Annotated in this window: 18 protein-coding genes; 8 read left to right on the forward strand and 10 right to left on the reverse strand. The window is 42.0% G+C overall.

Translation table 11 applies throughout. The features are described from left to right. Position 1: 1 nt before the first annotated feature. From P4S60_RS03130 to P4S60_RS03150, 5 genes are all read right to left on the reverse strand, one after another. A complete protein-coding gene (locus P4S60_RS03130; protein WP_337114965.1) occupies positions 2 to 1,642 on the reverse strand; it encodes an amidohydrolase in 1,641 nt (546 codons plus the stop codon). Positions 1,643 to 1,735: 93 nt separating this feature from the next. After that, positions 1,736 to 1,969: an EF-hand domain-containing protein gene (locus P4S60_RS03135; RefSeq protein ID WP_337114966.1), complete on the reverse strand. Its 234-nt coding sequence runs from the start codon at positions 1,967 to 1,969 to the stop codon at positions 1,736 to 1,738. Between the two features lie 4 nt (positions 1,970 to 1,973). Beyond that, entirely contained in the window at positions 1,974 to 2,207 is a 234-nt protein-coding gene (locus P4S60_RS03140; RefSeq protein ID WP_063703291.1) for an EF-hand domain-containing protein, read from the reverse strand. Positions 2,208 to 2,336: 129 nt separating this feature from the next. Continuing rightward, on the reverse strand, positions 2,337 to 2,564 hold the full coding sequence (locus tag P4S60_RS03145) for a hypothetical protein (protein ID WP_337114967.1): 228 nt from the start codon (positions 2,562 to 2,564) through the stop codon (positions 2,337 to 2,339). 9 nt (positions 2,565 to 2,573) lie between these two features. After that, positions 2,574 to 2,801: a cag pathogenicity island protein Cag25 gene (locus tag P4S60_RS03150; RefSeq protein WP_062564862.1), complete on the reverse strand. Its 228-nt coding sequence runs from the start codon at positions 2,799 to 2,801 to the stop codon at positions 2,574 to 2,576. A 312-nt stretch (positions 2,802 to 3,113) separates the two neighbouring features. Here P4S60_RS03150 and P4S60_RS03155 point away from each other — a divergent pair, with 312 nt between their 5' ends. Genes P4S60_RS03155 through P4S60_RS03170 form a run of 4 tightly spaced genes read left to right on the forward strand, consistent with a single transcriptional unit; the run spans position 3,114 to position 6,955 of the window. Continuing rightward, positions 3,114 to 4,571, forward strand: coding sequence for a sensor histidine kinase (locus P4S60_RS03155; RefSeq protein WP_337114968.1), 1,458 nt, complete (start codon positions 3,114 to 3,116; stop codon positions 4,569 to 4,571). Between the two features lies 1 nt (position 4,572). Next, the gene (locus tag P4S60_RS03160; RefSeq protein WP_337114969.1) at positions 4,573 to 5,100 is read left to right on the forward strand and encodes a hypothetical protein; all 528 of its coding nucleotides are present in this window, start codon (positions 4,573 to 4,575) and stop codon (positions 5,098 to 5,100) included. A 2-nt stretch (positions 5,101 to 5,102) separates the two neighbouring features. Continuing rightward, positions 5,103 to 6,446 carry a sigma 54-interacting transcriptional regulator gene (locus P4S60_RS03165; RefSeq protein ID WP_337114970.1) on the forward strand — a complete coding sequence of 448 codons (1,344 nt, stop codon included), beginning with the start codon at positions 5,103 to 5,105 and terminating at the stop codon, positions 6,444 to 6,446. Positions 6,447 to 6,454: 8 nt separating this feature from the next. Next, positions 6,455 to 6,955: a DUF1543 domain-containing protein gene (locus tag P4S60_RS03170; protein WP_337114971.1), complete on the forward strand. Its 501-nt coding sequence runs from the start codon at positions 6,455 to 6,457 to the stop codon at positions 6,953 to 6,955. A 211-nt stretch (positions 6,956 to 7,166) separates the two neighbouring features. Here P4S60_RS03170 and P4S60_RS03175 read toward each other — a convergent pair whose 3' ends face one another. From P4S60_RS03175 to pdsR, 4 genes are all read right to left on the reverse strand, one after another. Beyond that, positions 7,167 to 7,376 (reverse strand): hypothetical protein, encoded by a 210-nt coding sequence (locus P4S60_RS03175; RefSeq protein ID WP_054551195.1) that lies wholly within the window; start codon positions 7,374 to 7,376, stop codon positions 7,167 to 7,169. A 50-nt stretch (positions 7,377 to 7,426) separates the two neighbouring features. Further along, on the reverse strand, positions 7,427 to 7,597 hold the full coding sequence (locus tag P4S60_RS03180) for a hypothetical protein (protein ID WP_156426462.1): 171 nt from the start codon (positions 7,595 to 7,597) through the stop codon (positions 7,427 to 7,429). A 113-nt stretch (positions 7,598 to 7,710) separates the two neighbouring features. Next, positions 7,711 to 9,837 (reverse strand): proteobacterial dedicated sortase system histidine kinase, encoded by a 2,127-nt coding sequence (gene pdsS / locus P4S60_RS03185; protein WP_337114972.1) that lies wholly within the window; start codon positions 9,835 to 9,837, stop codon positions 7,711 to 7,713. Next, the gene (gene pdsR / locus P4S60_RS03190; RefSeq protein ID WP_337114973.1) at positions 9,837 to 10,526 is read right to left on the reverse strand and encodes a proteobacterial dedicated sortase system response regulator; all 690 of its coding nucleotides are present in this window, start codon (positions 10,524 to 10,526) and stop codon (positions 9,837 to 9,839) included. Before pdsR ends, pdsS begins: the two co-directional genes overlap by 1 nt. Before the next feature lie 219 nt (positions 10,527 to 10,745). Here pdsR and pdsO point away from each other — a divergent pair, with 219 nt between their 5' ends. From pdsO to P4S60_RS03205, 3 genes are read left to right on the forward strand one after another with little or no spacing between them, the layout of a single operon-like run. Next, complete coding sequence (gene pdsO, locus P4S60_RS03195; protein ID WP_337114974.1) at positions 10,746 to 11,483, forward strand: sortase-associated OmpA-like protein PdsO; 738 nt, start codon at positions 10,746 to 10,748, stop codon at positions 11,481 to 11,483. Between the two features lie 26 nt (positions 11,484 to 11,509). Continuing rightward, positions 11,510 to 13,510, forward strand: coding sequence for a marine proteobacterial sortase target protein (locus P4S60_RS03200; RefSeq protein WP_337114975.1), 2,001 nt, complete (start codon positions 11,510 to 11,512; stop codon positions 13,508 to 13,510). After that, on the forward strand, positions 13,498 to 14,085 hold the full coding sequence (locus P4S60_RS03205; protein ID WP_337114976.1) for a class GN sortase: 588 nt from the start codon (positions 13,498 to 13,500) through the stop codon (positions 14,083 to 14,085). Before P4S60_RS03200 ends, P4S60_RS03205 begins: the two co-directional genes overlap by 13 nt. Here P4S60_RS03205 and P4S60_RS03210 read toward each other — a convergent pair. Further along, on the reverse strand, positions 13,992 to 14,939 hold the full coding sequence (locus P4S60_RS03210) for a DMT family transporter (protein WP_337114977.1): 948 nt from the start codon (positions 14,937 to 14,939) through the stop codon (positions 13,992 to 13,994). The two genes, P4S60_RS03205 and P4S60_RS03210, sit on opposite strands and share 94 nt — an antisense overlap. Before the next feature lie 122 nt (positions 14,940 to 15,061). Between P4S60_RS03210 and proB the strand changes: the two genes are divergently transcribed. Next, positions 15,062 to 16,165: a glutamate 5-kinase gene (gene proB, locus P4S60_RS03215; protein WP_337114978.1), complete on the forward strand. Its 1,104-nt coding sequence runs from the start codon at positions 15,062 to 15,064 to the stop codon at positions 16,163 to 16,165. Positions 16,166 to 16,212: the final 47 nt, after the last annotated feature.

Consider the following 16,212-nt stretch of genomic DNA (forward strand, 5'->3'; position numbering starts at 1 on the left):
ATTATTCCTCTTTTTTATATTTCAGCTCGCCCGCAATCCAAGTTTGTGTCACGTTTATATCGTGGATCTCTGAGACTGGCGCTTTGTAATAGTCTTTATCAATCAAGATAAAGTCAGCCCATTTGCCTTGCTCTAAGCTGCCAAGCTTAAATTCTTGATGTGCAGCATAAGCACTGCCTAAAGTAAATGCACGCAAAGCTTCATCACGCGATAGGAGCTCTTTTGGTCGCCAACCGCCTTCAGGCAATTGATTGTGATCCATTCTTGTAATAGCTGAATATAAGCCATCAAATGGGTTAGCAAGCTCTACTGGAAAGTCAGAACCAGCTGCAATCACTGAGCCTTGTGCTAAAAAGGTTTTCCAAGCATACGCCCCTTCAAGTTGTTTTTCAGTCAGGCGCTGCTCTGCCATATGCATATCAGAGGTTGCATGAACAGGCTGCATTGAAGGAATAATTTTTAACGTTTTAAAACGAGGGATATCTTCAGGAGTCACAATTTGTGCGTGTTCAATTCGGTTACGAAGTAAAATGCCACCGGTTTTTTTAAACACATTTTCATAAGCATCGAGCACCACGTGATTGGCTTTATCACCAATTGCATGGGTGTTCGCACTAAAGCCATGAGCAAAGCTTAAGTTGAATAGCTGCTCAAGCTTTTCTTGGGTTTCAAGCATTAAGCCGTGGTGATTTTTACGATCTGCGTATTCCTCAATAAGGGCTGCGCCTCGACTGCCTAAAGCACCATCCGCATACACTTTGACACTTCGAATCGACAGCATGTCATTCATGTCTTTATATTTGCCCGCTTTGAGCATGGTTTCTAGTTGAGGGTCAGCTGCACTTAGCATGGCAACGATTCTAACCGGAAGGGTATTTTGCTCAGAGCGCTGCTTGTACACTTGCCACGTGTCGTAATCGATACCTGCATCATGGGTTGATGTAATACCCAAACTTAGTAGATGTTTACCTGCATTATCTAATGCCGTATTAATGCTGGCATGGCTTGCTTTTGGTACATGTTGTGTAACAAGCGTTTCGGCTTTATCAATGAATACCCCAGAAGGTAAGCCAGAATCTAGCTTTAAAATTTCACCGCCGGCGGGAGAGGAAGTTTGTTTGGCGATACCAGCAAGTTCCATGGCTTTTGAGTTAACCCACACTGCATGACCATCAACGCGAGAAAGCACCACAGGTTTGTCTTTTACATATTTGTCTAAATCAGCTGCAGTTGGAAACTCACCGCCAGGCCATTGCTCTTGATTCCAACCGCGACCAATGATCCAACCTTGTTTATCTTTGGCAAACTCAGCCAGCATTTTGCCAACCTCATCTGCCGAGTTCGTATTTCTGACATCAAGTTGTGAAAGGTTATTACCTAAACCAATTACATGGCCGTGAGCATCGACTAAGCCAGGTAATAACGTGGCTTGCTTGCCATCAATTGCGGTGGCGTCAGGGAAGCTATTTTTAATTGAGTCATTGCCTGTTTTTACGACTTTACCGTCTTTAAAAACCAGTGCTGAAAAGTGTTGGGTTTCGCCTTTGTAGGTAGGCGTGTAGCCATTTACATTATAGATAACAGTGGTGTTGGCAAAGCAGCTAAGTGAAGCTGTTGCTAGTAAGCTGATGATGAGTTTCATAATCTTCTAATAGTTTTTATTGATTTATGAAAACAGTATCAGAGTTGCAGTAAACTGCAACTCAGTAGCAAGTAAATAATGATATTGGTATTTTTATTTGCTTGCGTAGACCTTAAATTCACTGAGCGATAATTTATTATCTTTATCGCTGTCGTAGTTTTTAAAACGTGACCACAGAGCTGGATCTCTAGCAGACTCTGAACGAGTCAGGTAACCATCGTCATTACGATCAAGTTGTTTAAATTTTTCACCAATACTATCTGCAGCAAAACTCACTGTGCTAGATGCACAACATAAAATTAGGCTGGCAAAGGTTAATTTTGACATTACTTTAACTCTTGTTTGTTAAATAGTGTTTAAATTCAAGGAGCGAGATTTGTTGATCTTTATCAGTATCCCACTGCGCCATGCGTTTTTGCAAGTGCGGTTGCGATGACAGTTCCTGCACAGATAAAAAGCCATTTTTATCTTTATCAAGGTGATCAAATCTTTGTTTTACATCCAATGCTAAGCTATTGAAGCTTATAGTAATTAAGGTACATGAAGCAAGCCAGAAAATTCTCATAGTTACACTCCTTTATTCATACTCATAATTACACCCCTTTATAAATAAAAGTGCTTGCCATAATTTAACTCCCAAAATTTAAATCCGTTTACACATTCCCTCTGGGATTATGGCAAGCACTTTAAGCCGTTAAGGTTTGAATTTTTCAAACTCTTGTTCAGACAGAACCTGATCGCCGTTTTCATCCATATCGGCAAATTGCTTAAGTAGGTTATCGTGTTTGGTTGCTTCAGTTAATGAAATCTCGCCGTCGGCGTTAATATCAAACTTAGCAAATCGAACATCCATTTGTGATGCTAAAACGGTTGCGCTAATAACTAAAAACATCAGCGAGAAAGCAGCTAATAGTTGTTTCATTACAATCTCCTATTGAATAAACGACTGAAACTCAGAAAATGAAATTTGGCCATCTTGGTTACTATCAATTTGCGTAAAGTTACCATGTAATAATGCATCTTCAGATGCTTCTGCTTCACTCAAAAAACCATTACTGTCTTTATCGAGTTCGTTAAACGTTGTTTGCAAATCAAGTGCATAACTACTTAACGAGATGAGACTTATAAGCAGGGTGGCTGCCAAGGCCGTTACTTTCATTTTGTGTCCTAAATAACTAATTTGCTTAGTACTAATCAAAATCAGTGCCAATTTTAAAAGTACTTAATTATCAATTGGTTATTGGATTTATGTGGTTTTGAATGCGAAATAGTTACAGGGTGTTGTGTCTTTTTTGCAACGATTTTCAGGTGCTAAAAGTTTATCCATTTTATTTCAATGAGTTAGCTTGTTGCTAAATAGCAACTTTGTATCGGTTTTTGGGTGAAAATCAGTCCTTTTTAAGGTCGGATTCAGCGAGTGTCTAAGTTTGTTCACTAATAATCAGCATCTGCAATTATGTTGAGAGTGAATATGCAAAATAAAGTAGCGATAAAAATAAAACAGTTACTCAATTGGCGACCTAGTCTTATTGGCCAGTTCGTCTGTAGCATTTTGCTGTCTTTGCTGCCGTTATCCTTGGTGGTGATTTTATTTTTAAATGCGCTCAATAAGCAGCTTGCAGTGACTCAAGAAATCGTCGGTGACAATTACGAAATTACCAAAGCATTTAATAACCTCAAACAAGACTTAAATAGCCTTGAACGAGCAACTCGACAAAACTGGGTGCTTAAAAGTGAATCCCTCGATAGCTTAATTGCCAACAAGTGGCAATCGTCACTGCAAAGTGTCGATGAGCTCATTTTCTTAAGCCCAACCGCTGATTATGTCTCGCAGTGGCGGCAATTGGCTGAAGTATTACAATTTGCGCATCAACATTTATTAATAGAACAAAAGCAAGATGGTGAGCTGTTTGCACCCGCTAGTAAGCTTATCAGTGAGCAAACAAATTGGCTCAAAGAGCAAAATGAATTACGCATCACAAAAAATCAGCAGCAATTAAAAGCACTTCAAGCTTCATTTATTAATTGGTTAGTTGCGTTAATTCCACTCACGTTATTGGTCGGGGGCGGGTTTCTTTGGCGGATCAGCGGACGGCTCAGGGAACTCACAAATGTAATTGATAAACTTGGACAAGGCCATTGGCAGCAAAAAATTCAAGTTAGAGGTTCGTCAGAGTTAGTTGAATTAGGTAACAAACTAGAGTGGGTTCAAGCACAGCTACATATGCTTGAGCAGCAAAAAGATACATTTTTACGCCATGTGACACATGAATTAAAAACGCCCCTAGCTTCGATGGTTGAAGGCACAGACTTACTCGCAGATGAAATTGTTGGCCCAATCAATAGTGAGCAGCAAGCTGTCCTTGGGCTAATAACGCAAAGTATGGTGCGGCTCAGAGCCATGATTGAAAGCTTATTGAGTTACAACGCTATTCGCACGAGTAAGCAAAGCCTAAGCGAGCTTAACTTTAACTTGATGATGAATAAAATTGAGCGTCATTTTGAGCACCGATTATCAGCGCGTGACTTATCCATTATGTGGGTGAACGAGTTACCAAATAAAGCCTTGTTTATCTCAATTGAGCTACTTGAAATGGTGCTCATTCAGTTGACTTCAAATGCGTTAAAGTTTTCGCCGGAACATGAGTCAGTGACAATAAAAGCAAGCTTAAAACAGGGACAGTTAATTTTGAGTGTCAGCGACTTAGGTGTAGGGATAGGGGATACTGAAAAAGCCGCTGTATTTGGGGCTTTTTACCAAGGCAAAAATGCAAAACAACATACTGAAATGGGCAGCGGACTCGGTTTAACCATAGTAAAAGAAACCGTTGAACAATTAAACGGTAAGCTCTCTATTACAGATAATGAGCCACAAGGGTGTGTATTTACAGCCATTTTACCAATTCAATTAACCCAAGGAGTTAACTGATATGGGCTTAGCGAATAAAGCCAGTTTTATGCTTGTTATAGGCACACTTTTTATAACAGGGTGCACGATCACGCAAAAGCATGTTGAGGCAGAGCAAGTAGAGCCGACAGCAGAAGTGAAACCTCAAGGGCAACCTAATCCCAAGCCTCGGCCGAAAAGTGAGCCGTTATACCCGCCTGCAAGTAAAGTCATTGCTTGGCATGCAGCCAAGTGTGGTGGCTTTAAAGCGGCTTCTGATAAAGCAAATTATGTCGGAGAAAATGAGCTAAAGCGTCTGTTTGAGTCAATTTGTTTACTCGGTGCTTCAGAGCCAGAAAAAGCCCTTAATCAGCTTGAAAAAAGTGACCATGCTTTTTATTGGCCAGATGATATTAAGCAGTATCTATGGTTACAAAAGCAATATTTACAACAGAATTTAGCGGCAAAACAAGCTAAGCAAGCACTGAGTGATGAAATGGAAAAAACCTTATCGTCGCTTGCGACTATCGAACAACAACTTCTGCTACGTGAAGAAACCAAGGAGCAGTAATCATGAATGAAGTAACAAAACCACGGGTTTTATTAGTAGATGACGATGCGAGTTTATTAAAGTTACTAGCGATTAGAATTGAGTCTAAAGGCTATTTGGTTAGTACAGTTGAAAGTGGCATTGAGGCACTACAAACGCTAAAAAACCAAACCTATGATGCGGTGATCACCGACTTAAGAATGGATGAAATGGACGGCATGGCTTTGCATCGCCAGTTACAAAGTCGTTATCCTTCAATGCCGGTGATTATGATGACAGCACATGGTTCGATACCTGATGCAGTGGAAGCGACGAAGCAAGGTATATTTGCATTTATTACCAAACCGGTTGATAAAGATGAGCTGTTCGACAGCCTTGCTAAAGCTATCGAGATCCATGGTGTACATGGTGATGAAACACCCACACAAACAAATATTGTCACCCGTAGCGGCGCGATGTTGCATCTACTTGAGCAAGTTAAATTGCTTGGTCCAACGCAAGTGAATGTATTGATCTCCGGTGCCAGCGGCACAGGTAAAGAGCTGCTTGCACAAGCAATACATCAACACAGCCATGTTAGTGACGGGCCATTTGTGGCAATTAACTGCGGCGCAGTGCCGGGAGAGCTTTTAGAGTCTGAATTATTTGGGCATAAAAAAGGCGCATTTACAGGTGCAGTCAAAGACCATCAAGGTTTGTTTCAACAAGCACAAGGTGGTACCCTTTTTCTAGACGAAATTGGTGATATGCCGCTAAATTTACAAGTAAAACTGCTGAGGGTTTTACAAGAGAAAACCATTCGTCCTGTGGGCTTTCAAGAAGAGATCCCAATTGATGTGCGGGTGGTGTCGGCGACTCATAAGAATCTTCCTGAGGCAATCAATAATCAGCAGTTTCGTGAAGATTTATATTACCGATTAAACGTGGTGAACTTAAAATTGCCTCCGCTTTGTGAACGCCGAGAAGATATCAGTTTGCTAGCACAGCATTTTGCAGGTCTAATTGCTAAACGTATGGGGCAAGATCAAAAGCAGTTTGCCAATGATGCAATGCATGCTTTGGTTCGCTATGACTGGCCGGGTAATATTCGTCAATTACAAAATGTGATAGAGCAAGTAGTAGCTCTTACACCGGGTAAAGTGATTGCCGCTCAGTTAGTAGAGAGTGCATTAAATAGTAATGTAAGTATTGCTGAGCCGCTTTCGTTAAACGATGCAAAAAAAGAATTTGAGCGAGATTATTTAATTAATATGCTGAAAATGTCAGCGGGTAATGTTGCTGAAGCCGCAAAGCTTGCGAAACGTAATCGCTCAGATTTTTATAAATTAATTAAAAAGCACAACATTAATGTTGAAAGCTTAATATAAGGAAAAACATGGCGCTTTTTTTAGTCTATCTGGGCGGTCGTATTCAAGGTTGCCACATTGAAATGCACGACGTTCGATTTGTCGTAGGCGATAACATTGAGCAAACTTACTCAAAACTAAAAGCACAGTGGGTGGGTGATAAAAGCAAAGTGCACATGGATAGCTACATGCAAATTCAGCACATCGATGGCTATCAGGTCGAAGTGGTTGATACCCCGCATAGCCAAGCTGAAAAACTATATTTTGTGAATTTAGGTGCTTACCGAGCTGATAGTCTTGCGGAGCAACATGATTTTGCATTGTACGTTGCGCGTAGCAGTGAAGAAGCAAAGCAACGCGCTAAAGAGTCTTTATTGGCTGGAATGACTCATCTTCATAAAGATGATTTACACGATGTAGACGATTGTTTTGCGATTGACTTGCTTGATAGCAACTTATCAATCAAATTAACACCAAGCGGGCAAACACAAGCAATGAAGCCCGATTGGTTTGGCTATCACGTTCTGTAATACCAATCCGCAATAATACTTAATCATTTTGAGGGATTAAACCTGTCGCTACCTGCGTTAAAAATTTCTGATTTACGACTGCATGGATGCAGAAGGTAGAGCAATGCAGGAGCAATTGCCGAGCACAACTAAATAACGAAATGTTTGCCTTGCTATCAACGAGGTTTTCTTGCCTCAAAATAGACCACTTAATTAAGCGAATTGGTATAAGCTATTCTTGGTTATCGTTTTTACTGGCAACTTTAAAGGCGATAATCACCAATCCAAACAAAGCAAATGGCAGTGCAGCGAGTAAATACTCAACGGTATGGCTGTCTTGGTAGTTGGGCTGGAGTAGGAAGTGACCTGCAACACAAAGTAAAATAGCCACGAATAAAACGGGCAGTAAAATCAGTTCTTTTTTAGGTGAGTGTTTTTTCATTACAAGGCGTTATATTCCAAAGGTGCGCCATTGTAATGATCTCAGCTTACTCAGGTCAAATAAGTTGCTTTGTAGTTTGCTTTATATTGCGCTGTATCAACTTTTTTTGTGTCAGCTTTTACAGGCTGCTTTTTTGGAGCCGCTGGTTTATCGGTTGCTTCATTATAGCTAAATAGCCCCATAATGAATTCAATCTCTTCACGTTGTAATCCAGATCGCATGATGCCCTCCAAAGAATAATTTGCCTTTTGTATTACAAATATTACGTCCTGTAATCTGAATTATCGGTGAATACCCAGTCATTAAACTGTAATCATATGTAACGCAAATATGCTTATTTAATAGGCAGCTCCACAGTAAACACAACACCTGTGCCATCAGCTAAATTTTCGGCCAATACTTTACCGTGATGGTAATCGCAAATAAGCCTTACAATATAAAGACCTAAACCCAAGTGTGGCTGCTGCTGATGTTGCTGACTTCTCACCGAGACCATTGAGTCGAAAATGTGTTCAACTAAACCGTCAGGGAGCAGAGGTCCTTGGTTGCTAATTGTTAATAATGCATGGTGCTCTTGCTTGGTTAAGCTGACTGAAATTGTGCTTTGCGAGGTTTTAAACTCAAGTGCGTTGTTGATGAGCTTATCGAGTAATTGGGCAATAAATTCTGGTGCGCCACTAACATTTAACGGCTCTTTACAAAGCGACAAGGTAAATAGGCTTTCACCATAGGTTATTTGATAGCCCTGCATGCAGCCGGTGATCACCTTGGTCAGGTCAAACTCTTCTGCCTCGGCACTTTGAATACTTTGTTCAAGGCGCGTTGCTTCACTCATGGTGGTAATAATTTTACCTAACCGCTCAACCCCTTCACTGGCACGGTCGAGGTATTTTTGACTCAGTTCAGATTGCGGCTGCATTTGTAAATTTTCAAGCGATGAGCGCACAACAGCCACGGGCGTACGAAGTTCATGGGAGAGTCGTGATGACATATTTTCTAAGTAATCAGTATAACCACTTAAACGGCTAACAATGTTGGCAAAGCTGCGAGAAAGGTCGCCAATTTCGTCATTCGAATCGGCATAAGTAATTTTGCCGGTGATCCGCCCTTGGGCATCAATGGCTTGCTCGGCGTTGTCACGTAAGCGGCGAATACGGCTGGAAATTCTTGAAGCAAAAAAGAACAGTGTCACAGTGCCTACAAGCATCACCGCTAAAATGACATTAAAGAGCTTTTCTAACGATTTATTACGTAGGGTGCGCACGCCATTGGTGGTTTCTTCTGCGATTACTGCACCAATGACTTTGTCTTGGATCCAAATAGGGTAGGCCGCCGATAAAATAACGGCTTTGTTATCTGGAGTTAAGCGCCATGATGATGCAGGTTTACCATCTAAAGCACTGGCTATGTGAGTACCTTGCATCGTCGCGACATCATGTAAGGTATCAATAAACTCATTTTCTGGACGAGTTAAAATTTTATAGTAAAGTGGGTGTAAGTAATCTTGCTCAAAGCGTTGCCACCAGGTTGTTGCGGGCTCCTCTTTTAGGCCGTCTGCCCAAACGCCATCGGCATGATGAATTGAGCCTGATTGTGCAAGTACGCGATGATGGTTATCTACGACCCAAATTCGGCTGCCACTGTGGCCCATGCCTTTCAAAATACGGTTAATTTCTGGCGAAGGTACTAAAACAGAGCCGATATCATTGGGATTTTGTAGGTTTGAGGTCGACATAAGCTGAGGCTCAACCTTGTCTTCATCCCAATCTTCAATAGCAAAACCAAGCTTATTACCTAGCATCGAAAGCGGAAAACGCAGCTCTATGTTGTAACCCGTGTCGGTGCTTTTAAAATAGCCTTGAATTTTAGTGACCGGCTCTTGTGTCGAAGCATCAAAGGCATTAACCCAACCATCTTGACGGGCGGCCACCACATAGCTTTTAAATTCACCTTCAGGTGTTTTTAACATGATCTGTAAGTGATCATTACGGGTAAAGCTGAGCACATTTTTAGCACGATACACCAGTGAGCTATCAGTGACTTTAAATGCCGCATAAAGGTAGTTTTCGTATTTGCCTACCATGTGATCAAAACTTAGATCACTATCTTGATGATCATTACTTAACCCCTGTAAGTAGCGTTTGTCATAATGCCAAAATAAGCTTTGATAAGGCTGCCACTCAGACAGTTTGCCATCAAGTTGAATCGGGTTATTCAGATTATAGGCATATAAATCTCGGCCTTTTACAACTTGATCTAAAAAGTTGGTTTGCGAGTCAAACAAAGCAGGGCGCTCATGTAATGCCGTTGCAAGTGCGCGGGTGGTGCCCACTAAGGTTTTTTCTTGCCCTTGTCTTAAGAACTTTTCCATTTCCCAAACATATTCATAGCCAAGCCAAGGCAATAAAAATAAAAAGCAGGATAAGAAAATAAACTTAGTTCTAAGCCCCAAACGCAGCATTAAGCTTGCTCCCAGCGATAACCCATACCGTAAACGGTATCAATGCAGTCAAATGCATCATCTAAAGCAATAAACTTTTTACGAATGCGTTTTACGTGTGAGGTAATAGTACTGTCATCAACATAAATTCTCGCATCACTCATTAATTCGTTGCGGCTTTTTACATGGCCTGGACGCTGTGCAAGTGAATGTACCATCCAAAATTCTGTCACAGTTAAATCAACCAGTTGCTCTTGCCAAAAAACCTGCATGCGCTGGGTATCTAACTTTAACAGGCCGCGATGCAAAAGAGCGGTTTGATCGGCGGGTTGATCGAAGGCATCAAGGCGTCTAAACAAGGCACCAATGCGAGCAGCAAGATGCGCCATACTGATGTCTTTGGTTAAGTAATCGTCAGCACCCATGCGCAGGCCACAAACGGTATCAATTTCGCTATCGCGGGCGGTTAAAAATATAATTGGTAAGGTTTTAGAAAGACTGCGTAATGTTTGGCAAAGTAAAAAACCACCATCCACTTCATGGCCAAGGCCAATATCAACAATGGCTAAATCTGGTAAAGATTGACTAAATGCCAGTTCAGCACTAGCTCTGTCAGCAAAGCCTACAACCTGATAGCCCTGAGCGCTGAGCATTTCTGTGTAGTTTTCGCGGATTGCTGTTTCATCTTCAACGATTGCTATTTTCTTCATTGTTAATACTTACTTAAATTCTTTCTATAGCGAACTATACCTAATTTTTTGCCTTGCGTACTGGCAAAAACGCGATTGCCATTTTTCTGCCACAATTGCTCAGCAGTTTGCCTTTTTTGATCCCCTTTATTGCCATTTCGACTTGTTTTAATTGCTCCATACCAAGTTCGCAACACCAACCAATGTTGCCAAGCAATTAAGTAGAAAAAGGATTAAACCATGAAAAAATTAATTATTGCCGCTTTCATTACATCTGCTGTATCTGTAGCCCCTTTTGCAGATGCTGCGAGTCAAAGTAAACAAGAAACACCAAAAGAAACAGCTATTGGCTTAGGTGCTGGCGCAGTTGTTGGCGGCATCGTCGGCGGCCCAGTGGGGGCATTTATTGGCGCGTTTGCTGGTGGCTTAATTGGCGAAAAAGAAGCGGCAGAAAATACCATTGATGAACAAGCTCACGCATTAGTTGTAATGAAAGAGCAAACCGTAGATTACCAACAAGTGATTGCCGATAACGCGGCGCTAAGTGAGCAGCTTGAATTATTAGCTGACGAAAAAGAGCAGTTGTTACAAGCCCAATTGAACACCCTATTGGCGATGACGGTGCAGTTTAAAACCGGCTCTAGCGAAATAGCCCCGCACTTTGCTAATCAACTCGACAAAGTTGCACAGTTACTGATTGCTCAGCCAAATCTGGCTATCGACTTAAATGGCTTTGCAGATCAGCGTGGTGATGAGTTGGCTAATTTAATGCTTTCAAAACAACGTGTAAATGCAGTGCAAAGCTACTTAATTAAACAAGGTGTGCCTCATACGCGCTTAACCGCAACTGCCTTTGGTGAGCAGCAAAGTGTTGCCGATTCAAATAACTACGAAGACAACGTGTTTGACCGCCGCGTAACCTTAACGACACGCCCTGTGTCACAAAGCAGCTTACGTACAGCGCAAAGTAACCATTAATTCATCCGTCGATGGAGTGACATATTATGTTGAGTAACCGTACCAAAAGGCTCCTTTTTGGGGGCCTTTTTATCCTCTTATTAGGCTATGCAGTTAACCCTGCATTTGCGGCCAATGCCAGTGCCGAACTGCGTTTTTATGATGATTCAAACAGCCAAGTGTCGTCGGGCTTATTAGTGAAAAACGATGTCACTATGACGCTCACAGGGCTTATTAATCATGTTGTTGTTAAACAACGTTATCAAAACCCGCACCCGTTTGCAGTAAATGCCCGTTATGTGTTTCCGTTACCTGATGAAAGTGCAGTTCATGCCATGCAAATGCAAATTGGTGAGCGTATTATCACCGGTAATATTGCCCTTAAACAGGAGGCTGAACAGCAATTTGAGCAAGCTCAAAAACAGGGTAAACGCGCCGCTTTAGTTCGCCAGCAACGTGCGAACATTTTCTCAACCGATGTAGCAAACCTTGGCGCTGGGGAAGAGATTGAAATTACCCTGCAATACCAAGAAATCATCGGTTTTCGTGATGGTGTGTTTTCACTGCGTTTTCCGACAACGATTACACCGCGTTACGAACCGTTAACGGCAGAACTGCAGCAAAAAGCGTATCTAGAACAAAAAGACACAGAGCAAAAGCGTGAGCCAACAGCTGACACTGCGCAAGTGGCATCAGCGTGGCTAAAGCCTGTTTTTCATCGTGCACAAAGCCAAGAGTCTGATGCGAGCCTAAACCTTGCTATTTCGATGGATATTGGCCTTGAACTCAGTGATATCAGTGCTAATTTAGCGGGTATGCAAATCGATAACCCAAGTTTTGGTCGGTACCAGTTATCACTTAATCGTGATGTTCCAATGGATAGAGACTTTGAGCTGACATTTAAACCCCTTGATAAAGCCCACTCTCAGGCTGCATTTTTTACCGAAACAGTAGCAGGGCAAGAATATGGTTTACTGATGTTAGTACCGCCAAGCGACCACTTTATCTCGCAAGCTCGTCTACCTCGCGAAATGGTGTTTGTTGTAGATACCTCCGGCTCAATGCATGGTCAATCTATGGAGCAGGCTAAACAAGCCTTGTTTTATGCCCTTTCGTTATTGGATGAAAATGATAGTTTTAACATCATCGGCTTTGATAACGAAGTGTCGGTATTAAGTGACACGCCAATGATTGCCAGTGACTTTAACATTCGTCGTGCAGAGCGTTTTATTTATGGTTTACAAGCCGATGGCGGCACCGAAATAGCAAAAGCACTGACTCAGGTACTTGATGGTAAACAGCATGATGGCTTTGTACGCCAAGTGGTGTTTTTAACCGATGGTAGTGTAGGTAACGAAACGCAGCTATTTAAACAAATTCAAACAGATTTAGGTGACAGCCGACTCTTTACCGTCGGTATTGGTAGCGCGCCCAATAGCTTTTTTATGACCAGAGCTGCTGATATTGGCCGTGGTACATTCACTTTTATTAGTAGCACAAATCAAGTACAGCCAAAAATGCAGTTGCTTTTTGATAAGTTGGCGCATCCTGCGGTTACAGAGCTTGCTCTTGAAGGCGACAAAGAAGCCCTTGAGTATTGGCCATCGCCATTACCTGACTTGTATTTTTCAGAGCCGGTTTTGGTTGCCGTGAAGCTTGATGGCAGCCAGCACTTAACATTAAAGGGGCAGACAAACACAGGGCCAATGACGATTAATTTAGCAACAGCCAATGCTGCAAACGGCGAAGGTATCGCTAGACTCTGGGCCAGACAAAAAATTAAGTCACTGCTGCTTTATAACGAAAAACAAACGGTACGCGCAGAAGTTGAAGCATTAGCACTTCAGCATCATTTACTTAGCCCTTTTACGGCCTTTATTGCAGTTGATAACTACGCGGGTAATGAGATTGCAGAGCGTTCAATGCAAGTACGAAATAAACTTCCTAACGGCATGACGCTACCACAAACCGACGGACAAAGCCGGGTGTTTATGTTGCTTGGGTTGTTGTTGCTTTCTTTCTCGTGGTTATGGCAATGGCGACGCTAAAAAAAGCGCTGCCAGTTTGCTGCGCCTTACTTGGTATCGCATTGTTTGTTAATGGCGGTTATATGCAGGCGAAAGCTTGGCTTGCACAGGCATTGATTGAATCAGCTTGGCAGCAAGCTTTGCAAAGTCCTAATGAGCAAGTAAGACCTTGGTTTTACGCCGATGGTTATGTCACTGCACACATAAATTGGCCAAGCCAGCAGCAAGAGTTGACTGTACTTGCCGGTGCATCGGGGCGAAACCTTGCGTTTGCCCCCGGGCATTTTTTGCCAAGCGGTGAACTTGGCAGCTCAAAAGGGGTGTTGATTGCGGGCCATAACGACACCCACTTTGCATTTCTAAAACATGTCGCAGTGGGTGAGCAATTCAGTATGCAGTTGCAAAGTGGCCAGATTGAGCACTATCAAGTTCGTAGCATTGATGTTATTCATCAAAGCGAACAGGGCTTTTTAGCACAATCAGGCCTTTATTTATTAACCTGTTACCCTTTTGACTCGTTAGCTTCTGGAACTGAGTTTAGGCTATTAGTATCGGCTGAAAAATTATCGTCGTCTACATCAACTTTCAGCTCTTGATGACGTTGGCTAACAATAACACCGGCAAATACCACTGCAATACTCACCCATTGCCAAAGTGTGAGTACTTCGCCAAGTAAAATGGCTGACAAAATTAACGCAAAAATTGGAATGAGGTTTGAATAAGCAGCAGCGGTTAATACCGACACTTTACTAATGGCGTAGTTGTACATGCCATAGCCGCCTAAAGTGACACATGAGCCTAAATATAAAATGCTCAATAGGGCACTTAAATCGTGCTGATTTTCGCTGGGTAGTTCGATGAAAAATAAAAAAGGCGCAAAGAATAAGCTACCGCTAAACCCTTGAATTGCTATTAAGGTCAGCGGTGAGTAACGAGTGACTAAGTGTTTTACGCTCACGGTATAAAACGCGGCGCACACCATTGCCATCAATTCTAAAAAGTTACCAAGTAGTGGGTTAGGGGCTTGCTCAGTGCTTGGTGATAATAGCGTTAATAAAATACTGCCACCAATACACAAGGTAAAGCCAACGACGATGGCTTTACTGATGTACTCTTTTAATATTAAGAACGCCAAAATAGCGACGATAATTGGTAAACAAGAGACAATTACCCCAGCTTGCGATGCTGAAGTGTATTCAAGAGCATGCCCTTCAAATAAATAATAAAAGCAAGGCTCAGCCAGTGACATACCAATTAAGTACTTCCAGTCACCTGGTTTGAACTCAAAGCGGATCACATAGCGCCATAAACATAAGCTAATCAATAACGTGGTTAGCATTCTTAAGAAAATGACTAACACAGGATCATAAACATTGATTGCATGCTTTAATGCAATGTAGGAGCTACCCCATAAAAAGGTCGCGATAATTAAGCATAAACTGGCTGGCATAGGTGTCGCTATTGAGTAAAAAAACGAGAGCGCGATCCTAGCATGAATTTTTTTAACTTGTTCAAAAACTGTTAGCTGGTATATATAAATTCTCTATTTTAATTACAGAATATAAGAATCAAATGCAAAGGCCACACGTCGTTGTTGTAAAGCTGGGCACAAGCGTGCTGACAGGCGGTACCGACAAATTAGATAAAGCACACATGGTTGAACTTGTTCGCCAATGTTGTGAATTAAAAAAACAGGGTTATCAGGTTGTTTTAGTATCAAGCGGCGCGGTTGCTGCAGGTCGCGAGCAACTCATTACCCCCTGTGGTCGTTCTTTGATTGAAAAACAAATGCTCGCCGCAATCGGCCAAGGACAGCTTATTCATATTTGGCAGAGTCTGTTTGCTTTGTATGGTGTGAATGTTGGACAAATGCTACTGACTCGCGCCGATGTCGAGGACCGTGAACGTTACTTAAATGCCCGCGATACCTTAAATGCACTTCTAGCGCACAATGTGGTGCCAATTATTAACGAGAACGACGCTGTAGCCACCGCCGAAATTAAAGTCGGCGATAACGATAACTTATCTGCTTTAGTCGCAATATTAGCGAATGCTGAAAAGCTGTTATTGTTAACTGATCAAGAAGGCTTATTTACAGGCGATCCTCGCTCTGATGCCAATGCAACACTAATCAATGAAGTGTCACATATTAATGATGAACTCAGAGAGCTCGCTGGTGGCAGTGGCACCACCCTAGGTACTGGGGGGATGGCAACCAAACTGCAAGCAGCCGATATTGCTCGTCGTGCCGGTGTTGAAGTGATTATTGCCAAAGGCGCAGGCAAGAATGTGATTTTAAATTGCATGGCTGATAAGCTTCCAGGTACGCGCTTTTTAAAACTCACTGCACCAAAAGATGGCCGTAAAAAGTGGCTACTTGCAGGGCCTAAAAGCACGGGGCAATTAGTGATTGATGACGGCGCAAGCCTTGCGCTTAAAGAACGTGGCGCAAGTCTTTTGGCAAAAGGCGTAAAAAGTGTGCGAGGGCAGTTTGAGCGCGGTGATGTGATTGAAGTGGTGACAAGCCAAGGACAATGTATTGCTAAAGGTCTTGTTAATTTTAATCACCAAGAAATTGATCAAATTAAAGGCTGTCATTCGTCGCAAATTACCCAGTTGCTTGCATTTGCACCAAGCAGTGAAGTAATTCACCGAGATGATATGATTTTGTTATAGTTTTTTAGTAATTCTGATAAAATTAACTAAACTAAAGTTATATACGG

It is taken from the genome of Pseudoalteromonas sp. Hal040 (assembly GCF_037162425.1).
In the GTDB taxonomy this organism is placed as follows: domain Bacteria; phylum Pseudomonadota; class Gammaproteobacteria; order Enterobacterales; family Alteromonadaceae; genus Pseudoalteromonas; species Pseudoalteromonas gelatinilytica.

Bases quoted from the DNA above. Each gene is read 5' to 3' on its own strand.
- P4S60_RS03130 (WP_337114965.1), bottom strand. From the start codon at position 1,642: ATGAAACTCATCATCAGCTTACTAGCAACAGCTTCACTTAGCTGCTTT.
- P4S60_RS03135 (WP_337114966.1), bottom strand. From the start codon at position 1,969: ATGTCAAAATTAACCTTTGCCAGCCTAATTTTATGTTGTGCATCTAGC.
- P4S60_RS03140 (WP_063703291.1), bottom strand. From the start codon at position 2,207: ATGAGAATTTTCTGGCTTGCTTCATGTACCTTAATTACTATAAGCTTC.
- P4S60_RS03145 (WP_337114967.1), bottom strand. From the start codon at position 2,564: ATGAAACAACTATTAGCTGCTTTCTCGCTGATGTTTTTAGTTATTAGC.
- P4S60_RS03150 (WP_062564862.1), bottom strand. From the start codon at position 2,801: ATGAAAGTAACGGCCTTGGCAGCCACCCTGCTTATAAGTCTCATCTCG.
- P4S60_RS03155 (WP_337114968.1), top strand. From the start codon at position 3,114: ATGCAAAATAAAGTAGCGATAAAAATAAAACAGTTACTCAATTGGCGA.
- P4S60_RS03160 (WP_337114969.1), top strand. From the start codon at position 4,573: ATGGGCTTAGCGAATAAAGCCAGTTTTATGCTTGTTATAGGCACACTT.
- P4S60_RS03165 (WP_337114970.1), top strand. From the start codon at position 5,103: ATGAATGAAGTAACAAAACCACGGGTTTTATTAGTAGATGACGATGCG.
- P4S60_RS03170 (WP_337114971.1), top strand. From the start codon at position 6,455: ATGGCGCTTTTTTTAGTCTATCTGGGCGGTCGTATTCAAGGTTGCCAC.
- P4S60_RS03175 (WP_054551195.1), bottom strand. From the start codon at position 7,376: ATGAAAAAACACTCACCTAAAAAAGAACTGATTTTACTGCCCGTTTTA.
- P4S60_RS03180 (WP_156426462.1), bottom strand. From the start codon at position 7,597: ATGCGATCTGGATTACAACGTGAAGAGATTGAATTCATTATGGGGCTA.
- pdsS (WP_337114972.1), bottom strand. From the start codon at position 9,837: ATGCTGCGTTTGGGGCTTAGAACTAAGTTTATTTTCTTATCCTGCTTT.
- pdsR (WP_337114973.1), bottom strand. From the start codon at position 10,526: ATGAAGAAAATAGCAATCGTTGAAGATGAAACAGCAATCCGCGAAAAC.
- pdsO (WP_337114974.1), top strand. From the start codon at position 10,746: ATGAAAAAATTAATTATTGCCGCTTTCATTACATCTGCTGTATCTGTA.
- P4S60_RS03200 (WP_337114975.1), top strand. From the start codon at position 11,510: ATGTTGAGTAACCGTACCAAAAGGCTCCTTTTTGGGGGCCTTTTTATC.
- P4S60_RS03205 (WP_337114976.1), top strand. From the start codon at position 13,498: ATGGCGACGCTAAAAAAAGCGCTGCCAGTTTGCTGCGCCTTACTTGGT.
- P4S60_RS03210 (WP_337114977.1), bottom strand. From the start codon at position 14,939: ATGCCAGCCAGTTTATGCTTAATTATCGCGACCTTTTTATGGGGTAGC.
- proB (WP_337114978.1), top strand. From the start codon at position 15,062: ATGCAAAGGCCACACGTCGTTGTTGTAAAGCTGGGCACAAGCGTGCTG.